Here is an 8,063-nt window from a genome sequence, read left to right on the forward strand (position 1 = left end):
TAGATGAGCAAGGCGGTCCAGGAATTCGGAGGCTTCACCTATGCCCGGTAGCCAGCACCGCACGCTCAAGCTCACCGGTTTGGTCCTCGCCGCACAGGCGGCCGCTGTCCTGTGGGCCACGCACGCCTTCGCCGAGCCCACTCCGACACCGACGAAGTCCGACGATCCGTGCTCGCTCATCGCCGGCCCCGCCAAAAAGTACTGCGAGCGAGGTGACGGCGGCGGGTCCGCCGGAGGCACCGGTGGGGGCTCCCCCGGCATCACCTCCACCCTCGACCCCCTCTCCTCCCTCGCCAAGGGCTGCGCCGACGCCGCGTCCTGGACGATCGACAAGCTCAGTGCCGCCGTACAGGACACCGCGAACGTCGACTTCACCAACCCGAAGTTCCTCCAGCAGTACGCCGTCGTCTTCGCCGCGTCCACGATCCTCACCCTCCTCCTCTGGCTCCTCGCCGTAGCGAAGCGCGCCGTGCGCGGCGTCCCCCTCACCACCGCGCTCTCCGAGGCCATCGGGTTCCTCTGGCTCACCGTCCTGGCGTCGGCCTTCACGCCGCTGATCCTCTACACCGTCGTCTCCGCCACCGACGGCGTCACCGACGTCCTCGCCAAGACCACCGGCAACCAGACGGACACCTTCTTCGGCACGTTCTCCGGCGCCCTGGAGAAGGGCGAGGACATCGGCGGCGGCCCGATCATGCTGATCGTCGTCTCCCTCGTCAGCATCCTCGCCGCCGGCATCCTCTGGCTGGAGCTCGTCATCCGCGCCGCCCTGCTCTACGTCGGCGCCCTCCTCGGCACCGTCGTCTACGCCGGCCTGGTCGACAAGAACCTGTGGGGCCACGTCCGCCGCTGGGCCGGGATCATGATCGCCGTGATCCTGGTCAAGCCCGTCATCGTGATCGTCCTCGGGCTGGCCGGCGCGCTCTCCGCCGACGACGGCCCCGACGCCTTCTCCGCCGTCGTCTCCGGCCTCGCGATCATCCTGCTCGCCATCTTCGCGTCCGCGATGATCTACCGCTTCGTCCCCGGCTTCGGCGACGAGATCGCCGGCTCCCGCAACAACCGCATCATGCAGGGCGCCGAGGGCAAGGCCGCGGCCGTCATCAGCTCCCCGGCCAACCTCGTCGCCCAGGGCATCAGAACGCACAGCACCCGCCACAACGGCGACGGCGGAGGCGGGGGCCAGTCCACCTCCTCCTCCGCGTCCCGCGCCTCCAACCCCGCGTCCGGCGGAGTCGCCGCGCACAGCTCGCGCCCCTCGAACGGCGGCGGCGGAAATGTCCCCTCCGCCGCACCCGCACCGCGCTCCGGCAGCCCGGTGAACACGCCCCATGCCAGCAACACCCGCAACAGCGGCACCAGCAACAGCTCAGGAGGTGACGGGCGTTGACGGCCGAGTCCCACATGTCCCATCCGGTCACGCCCCGCCGTACGTATCTGATCGGCCGCGCCCGGCCGAACGCGATCGTCGGACGCAACCGCGAGACCGGCGAGATCGCGCTGATCATCGCGGGCGCGTTCCTCGGCATGATGTGCGGGCTCCTCGTCCCCGTCCTGACCCTGCGCATCGTGCTGCTCATGGGCTTCCCGATGCTCGCGCTGGCGGCGGTCTACGTGCCGTACAAGCACCGCACGTTCTACAAGTGGTTCGAGATCAACCGCAGCTACAAGCGGACCCTGCGCAACGGCACGACCTACCGTTCCGGCGTCGTCGAGGCCGGCACCCGGCTCGACGGCCGGGAGATCGAGGTCGGCCCGCCGCCCGGCATCGGCCGCATCACCTGGCTGGCCGCCCCCTTCGGGCCGGACGAGATCGCCGTGCTGCTGCACGCCGACCGCAAGACGGTGACCGCCGCGATCGAGATCGAGGGCCCCGGCGTGGGCCTGCGCGACTCCGAGGACCAGGAGGCGCTGGTCGACCGCTTCGGCACCCTGCTCAAGCACGTGGCCAACGGCGACGGCTTCGTCACCCGCATCCAGATGCTCGCCCGCACCCTCCCGGCCGACCCGGACGCGCACGCCAAGGACGTCGCCGTACGCGGCGACGACAGGGCGCTGCCGTGGCTCCAGCAGTCGTACGACCAGTTGCAGTCCATGGTGTCCACCAGCAGTGAGCAGCACCGCGCGTATCTCATCGCCTGCATGCACTTCACGCGCGAGCTGGCCGCCGAGGCCCACACCATGGCCCGCGCGGCCCGGCCGCAGAACGGCCGCAAGGTCGACCGCGACGCCGGACTCGCCGTCGTCATGGCCCGTGAGCTGACCGACATCTGCTCGCGCCTCCAGGAGGCCGACATCCGCGTCCGCCAGCCGCTCGGACAGGGCCGGCTCGCCTCCCTCATCCACTCCATGTACGACCCGGACCACCCGATCGACCACATCCAGGCGATGACCAAGCGCAACGCCTGGCCGGCCGAGCTGGACGCCATGGAGCCCACCTTCCTCCAGGCCAAGACCCGCGAGTCCTCCACCCGCGCCCCCTGGTGCCACGCCACGGCCTGGGTGAAGGAGTGGCCGATGACCCCGGTCGGCGTGAACTTCCTCGCGCCGCTGCTCGTCCACACCCCGGACGTCATCCGCACGGTCGCCGTCACGATGGACCTCGAACCCACCGAGGTCGCCATCGAGCGCATGCTGACCGAGAAGACCAACGACGAGGCCGAGGCCTCCCGCGCCGCCAAGATGAACCGCACCGTCGACCCGCGCGACATCGCCGCCCACAGCCGTCTGGACCAGCGGGGCGAGGACCTCGCCAGCGGCGCGGCCGGCGTCAACCTGGTCGGCTACATCACCGTCTCCTCCCGTTCCCCCGAGGCGCTCGCCCGCGACAAGCGGACGATAAGGGCCTCGGCCGGAAAGTCGTACCTGAAACTGGAGTGGTGCGACCGTGAGCACCACCGCGCCTTCGTGAACACACTTCCGTTCGCCACCGGCATCCGAAGGTAGGGGCTGAGCCTGATGCGGGATCCGCTGTCCGTCCTCACCGACGCCTTCACGTCCTTCCTGTTCGGGAAGGTCGAGACGACCCGCCTCCCGGTCCGCACCTCCACGGGCCAGGCGCAGGCCGTCTACCTGCCCACCGCCGCCCCCGGCCTGGGCGACTCCGGCGTGATCATCGGCCGCGAGGTCTACTCCGGCAAGGGCTACATCTACGACCCCTTCCAGCTGTACGGCCAGCAGCTGCCCGCCCCGCACTGGCTGGTCCTCGGCGAGTCCGGCAACGGCAAGTCGGCGCTGGAGAAGACGTACGTCCTGCGCCAGCTCCGCTTCAAGGACCGCCAGGTCGTCGTCCTGGACGCCCAGGGCGAGGACGGCGTCGGCGAGTGGAACCTGATCGCCGAGGAGCTGGGCATAACGCCCATCCGGCTGGACCCGATGGCCGCCCTGGACCACGGCATCCGGCTCAACCCGCTCGACCCGGCGATCACCACGACGGGCCAGCTGGCCCTGCTGCGGACGATCATCGAGGTCGCGATGGGCCACGGCCTGGACGAGCGCTCCGGCTTCGCCCTCAAGGTCGCGCACGCCTACGTCAACGAGACCATCGTCGAGCGCCAGCCCGTCCTCACCGACATCGTCGAGCAGCTCCGCCACCCCGAGCCGGAGTCGGCCGAGGCGATGAACGTGGACATAGACGACGTGCGGGCCTGGGGCCTGGACGTGGCTCTGGTCCTCGACCGGCTCGTCGACGGTGACCTGCGCGGCATGTTCGACGGCCCGACGACCGTCGGCATCGACCTCGACGCGCCGCTCATCGTCTTCGACCTGTCCCACATCGACCGCAACTCCATCGCCATGCCGATCCTCATGGCCATCGTGGGCGTGTGGCTGGAGCACACCTGGATCCGGCCCGACCGGAAGAAGCGCATCTTCCTCGTCGAGGAGGCCTGGCACATCATCAACAGCCCGTTCGTGGCGCAGCTGTTCCAGCGGCTGCTGAAGTTCGGGCGCCGGCTGGGCCTGTCGTTCGTGGCGGTGGTGCACCACCTGTCGGACGTCGTGGACGGGGCGGCGGCGCGGGAGGCCGCGGCCATCCTGAAGATGGCGTCGACACGGACGATCTACGCCCAGAAGGCCGACGAGGCCCGGGCGACCGGCCGGGTGCTCGGCCTGCCCAGATGGGCGGTGGAGATCATCCCGTCGCTCACCCCCGGTATCGCGGTGTGGGACGTCAACGGCAATGTCCAGGTCGTCAAACACCTGATCACCGAGACCGAACGCCCCCTGGTCTTCACGGACCGCGCGATGACCGAGTCCTCCGCCGACCTCACCGACGACGCCCTGCGCGCCGCAGAGCTGGAGGCGGAGGAGCGGGCGGCGGCCTTCATGGAGCAGCACATCGGCGACTCGTCCGAATCGACGGTGGCGTAGGCGGGGCGGGAGGGACGCATGAGACCGGACGACCGCGACCAGCGGCCGGGACAGCAGGGCGGAATCCCCGACGGCCTGCTGGTCGGCATACTGGCGTTCCTCCTCGGCATGACCCTGCTGGTGTGGACGGCGACGGGCCTCGCCGGCCTGTTCGCGCACGGCGCCTGGCCCGCCGGCATCACCTTCGCCGGCACGCCCCTGGCCATGCGCCATCTGATCGCCGAGCCCCACGACATCGCAGGCGCCTGGCCGGAGGCCCCCGCGGCGGGGTTCTCCGGGTACGGGCTGTTCTGGGGGCTGTTCATCGGCCAGCTGATGGTGCTCGTCGTCCTCGCGGTGTTCGTGATGGGCACGGTGGCCCGCTGGAAGGCGGTACGGCTCCAGCGGCGGGCCGCGCAGTCACCGGCCGCGCAGGTCCCGCCGCCCCCACCCGTCGCGACGCAGACCCCGGCCCCGACGGCCTCCTCCCGGACGCAACCGGCCTGGACACCGCCCCCGGCGGACCAGGCGCCCCAGGAACCGGAACCGGCCGCACCCCGCCACGAGGTGCCGACCCCGAGAACCGCCCAGGAACCCGCACCGTCCGACGGACCCCAGGACTCCACGGCGACGGAACAGACGCTCACGGCCTCCCCCCTGGTCGGCACCCGCGGCGGACGGGAGACGGTCCTGCTGGGCACCCGGGAGAGCCGCCGCTCCACCGCGACGCAGGCCGTGGGCGACGCGGACGGCCCCGCCCTCGTCGTCACGTCGAACCCCGCCCTGTGGCAGGACACCAAGGACGCCCGCTCCAAACTGGGCCCCGTCCTCCTCTACGACCCCACCCACCTGTGCGACACCCCGGCCCGCCTCCACTGGTCCCCCACCGCGGGCTGCGAGGACAAGCCGACGGCCGTCGCCCGGGCCACCGCGCTCCTCACCCCGGTCCGGCCCACCGCCCGCCTCGACCAGGCCGTCAGCGACACCGCCACCACGCTCCTGCGCAGCTACCTCCACGCCGCCGCCGTCGACGGCCGCACCATCCGCCACGTCCACCGCTGGTCCCAGGGCAGCCAGATCCAGGACGCCGTACGCATCCTGCGCACCAATCCGAAGGCCGCCCCCGGCGCGGCGGGCGAACTCGAAGGCGCCCTCACCGCCCACCCCGAACGCCGGGACATGGCGCAGCAGCTGACCACCCGTGCCCTGGCCGCGCTCTCCGTGGTGAACATCCGGGAGGCGTGCACTCCAAACCGAACTGATGCCCTCACCTTGGATTCTTTCGTCCACGAACAGGGCACCCTTTACGTGGTGGGGGAATCCATCGAGGACCCCCGGACGAGCCCGGGCGCCATGCCGCTGCTGACGGCGCTCGTCTCCAGCGTGGTCGAGCGCGGCCGGCGCATGGCCGAACGGTCATCCTCCGGTCGGCTCGACCCACCACTGACGCTCGTCCTCGACGACGTCGCCGCCGTGGCGCCGCTCCCCCAGCTCCCCGAGCTGCTGGCCACCGGCGCGGACCGGGGCATGCCGGCCCTGGCCCTGCTCCGGTCCCGCGAACAGGGCCGCGCCCGCTGGCCGCACGACGAGCTGCCGGTGTAGCCGCGGTGCGGCCACCCGCGGTGGGCGACGAGGGGGTCAGCGGTCGATGACGAACTCCAGTTCCGTCTCCTCCGGCCGGCCCGCCAGCGGCACGGTCCGCCCGCTCGGCGCGAACCCGGCCTTGAGGTAGGAAGCCCGGGCCCGGCCGTTGTCCTCGTGCACGATCAGCCGCACCCGCTCCGCCCCGGCGGCCCACGCCCACTCCAGCCCGGCGTCGAACAGCGCCTTGGTCAGCCCGCTCCCCCGCCACTCGGGCCGCACGTACACACCGACGACGTGTCCCTGCCTCCGGTCCACGGGGAGACCGGCCCAGTCCGTCGTCCCGGCCTCCTCCATCAGCACCGTCAGCGTTCCGAGCCACAGCCCGCCGGGCCCTTCCGCGACGATCTGCTGCGCCCCGGACGCGCCCTCGGCGGCTCCGGCCGCCCGCTCCTGCCAGAAGGCGTCCGGCCGGGTCAGGGCGTCGTCGTGGGTCTCCAGAAAGGCCAGATGCGCGAGCGGGTCCCGCAGTGCGCGCAGCCGCAGCTCCTTCACGGCGGGCCACTCGTCGGCGCGTATGGACCGGATCACGTAGTCACCGGGGACCGAGGGGTTCATGCGGGCCACGGTAGTACCCCGGTACTACGCCCCTCATCTCATATACGGCCCCGGGACGGACGTCCGCCGCCCCGGCAGGCCCGAGCATGGTCGGATGGAGCCCGTGGCGGAAGAGCGAGCGGCCGAGCCCCTCACCGAGTACGTGCAGCGCGTCAACCGGCGGGTCCGTGCCTTCGACCGCCGCCGGCCCCTCGTGTGGGACCTCCACTTCGCCGGCTTCTGGGTGACGGCCGCCCTGATCGACTACGCCGGCGGCGGCTGGCGCAGCGTCGCCCAGGATCCCGGCGTCCCGGGCGGACTGGTCCTCGCCCTGAGCCTCGGCCTCTCCGTCCCCCTGCTCTGGCGCCGCAGCCACCCCCGCGCCGCCCTCCTCGCCATGGCGCCGACCGCCGCGGTGAACGCCTGGACGGGCGCCGCCCTCCAGGTCTCCATGCTCCAGCTGGTCCTCCTCTTCCACATCACCCTGCGCCTGCCCCTGCGCAACCTGTGGTGGGCGACGGCGCTGATGACGGTCCCGACGTGCGTGACGCTGGCCCGGTACGGCGAGGAGGTCGGCTCGTGGAACCAGCAACTCGGCTCGCAGCTGCTGGCCATGGGCATCGTGGCCCTCATCGCCGTCACGGTCCGCACCCGGCGCAACTACACCGAGGTCCTGGAGGACCGCGCCCGCCGCCTGGAGACCGAACGCGACCAGCAGGCCCAGCTCGCCGCCGCCGCCGAACGGGCCCGGATCGCCCGCGAGATGCACGACATCATCGGCCACAACCTCTCCGTCATCACGGGCCTCGCCGACGGCGGCCGGTACGCCGCGGCCAAGTCCCCGGAACGCGCCGCCCAGGCCCTCGACGCCATCGGCACCACCAGCCGCCAGGCCCTGGGCGAACTACGACGCCTGCTCGACGTCCTGCGCGACGAGGAGAAGGAGCAGGCCGAACTCGCCCCGCAGCCCGCCCTCACCGACCTCGACCGGCTCGTCGACGGCGTCCGCAAGGCCGGCCTGCCCGTCCAGACGACCATCAGCGGCGACGCCATGCTCCCCCCGGGCCGGCAGCTCACCCTGTACCGCGTCATCCAGGAAGCCCTCACCAACACCCTCAAGCACGCCGGTCCCGACGCCACCGCCCGGATCGACCTCTCCTACGAGACCGGCGGCGCCGTCACCCTCACGGTCACCGACACGGGCCGTGGCGGTCCGACGCCCGCACTGTCCGACGGCCGGGGTCTGCCGGGCATGCGTGAGCGAACGTCCTTGTACGGCGGCACACTTGAGGCCGGCCCGCGTCCACGCCCCGACCGGGGCTGGCGCGTTCACCTGCACCTACCGGAGGAACCCCCGCAGTGACCACCGTCCTCATCGCCGACGACCAGCCCCTCCAGCGTTTCGGCTTCCGGATGCTCCTGGAGAGCCAGGACGACATGGCGGTGGTGGGTGAGGCCGTGAACGGCGCGGACGCCGTCCGCATGACGGCCGAACTCCACCCCGACGTCGTCCTCATGGACGTCCGCATGCCCGG

General features: G+C 71.9%; 7 protein-coding genes. 6 read left to right on the plus strand and 1 reads right to left on the minus strand.

Going from position 1 to position 8,063, the window contains the following annotated elements; translation table 11 throughout:
* Positions 1–40: 40 nt before the first annotated feature.
* From GTW67_RS23545 to GTW67_RS23560, 4 genes are read left to right on the plus strand one after another with little or no spacing between them, the layout of a single operon-like run.
* Positions 41–1,390, plus strand: a complete 1,350-nt coding sequence (locus GTW67_RS23545; protein WP_161166796.1) for a hypothetical protein — start codon at positions 41–43, stop codon at positions 1,388–1,390.
* Positions 1,391–1,404: 14 nt separating this feature from the next.
* Complete coding sequence (locus tag GTW67_RS23550) at positions 1,405–2,946, plus strand: SCO6880 family protein (protein WP_161166801.1); 1,542 nt, start codon at positions 1,405–1,407, stop codon at positions 2,944–2,946.
* Between the two features lie 12 nt (positions 2,947–2,958).
* Positions 2,959–4,371 (plus strand): ATP-binding protein, encoded by a 1,413-nt coding sequence (locus GTW67_RS23555; RefSeq protein WP_161166797.1) that lies wholly within the window; start codon positions 2,959–2,961, stop codon positions 4,369–4,371.
* A gap of 18 nt (positions 4,372–4,389) precedes the next feature.
* On the plus strand, positions 4,390–5,952 hold the full coding sequence (locus GTW67_RS23560; RefSeq protein WP_161166798.1) for a TraM recognition domain-containing protein: 1,563 nt from the start codon (positions 4,390–4,392) through the stop codon (positions 5,950–5,952).
* Positions 5,953–5,988: 36 nt separating this feature from the next.
* Here the strand turns inward: GTW67_RS23560 and GTW67_RS23565 are convergent, their stop codons facing one another.
* A complete protein-coding gene (locus tag GTW67_RS23565; protein WP_202437600.1) occupies positions 5,989–6,549 on the minus strand; it encodes a GNAT family N-acetyltransferase in 561 nt (186 codons plus the stop codon).
* Positions 6,550–6,643: 94 nt separating this feature from the next.
* Here GTW67_RS23565 and GTW67_RS23570 point away from each other — a divergent pair, with 94 nt between their 5' ends.
* Both GTW67_RS23570 and GTW67_RS23575 read left to right on the plus strand, forming a co-directional pair.
* Positions 6,644–7,891, plus strand: coding sequence for a sensor histidine kinase (locus GTW67_RS23570; protein ID WP_161166799.1), 1,248 nt, complete (start codon positions 6,644–6,646; stop codon positions 7,889–7,891).
* The coding region (locus GTW67_RS23575) for a response regulator (protein WP_161166800.1) at positions 7,888–8,063 on the plus strand (176 nt) is incomplete at its 3' end. The genes GTW67_RS23570 and GTW67_RS23575, both read left to right, overlap by 4 nt.

This window comes from Streptomyces sp. SID5910, assembly GCF_009862125.1.
In the GTDB taxonomy this organism is placed as follows: domain Bacteria; phylum Actinomycetota; class Actinomycetes; order Streptomycetales; family Streptomycetaceae; genus Streptomyces.

Bases quoted from the DNA above. Each gene is read 5' to 3' on its own strand.
- GTW67_RS23560 (WP_161166798.1), top strand. From the start codon at position 4,390: ATGAGACCGGACGACCGCGACCAGCGGCCGGGACAGCAGGGCGGAATC.
- GTW67_RS23555 (WP_161166797.1), top strand. From the start codon at position 2,959: ATGCGGGATCCGCTGTCCGTCCTCACCGACGCCTTCACGTCCTTCCTG.
- GTW67_RS23570 (WP_161166799.1), top strand. From the start codon at position 6,644: ATGGAGCCCGTGGCGGAAGAGCGAGCGGCCGAGCCCCTCACCGAGTAC.
- GTW67_RS23565 (WP_202437600.1), bottom strand. From the start codon at position 6,549: ATGAACCCCTCGGTCCCCGGTGACTACGTGATCCGGTCCATACGCGCC.
- GTW67_RS23550 (WP_161166801.1), top strand. From the start codon at position 1,405: ATGTCCCATCCGGTCACGCCCCGCCGTACGTATCTGATCGGCCGCGCC.
- GTW67_RS23545 (WP_161166796.1), top strand. From the start codon at position 41: ATGCCCGGTAGCCAGCACCGCACGCTCAAGCTCACCGGTTTGGTCCTC.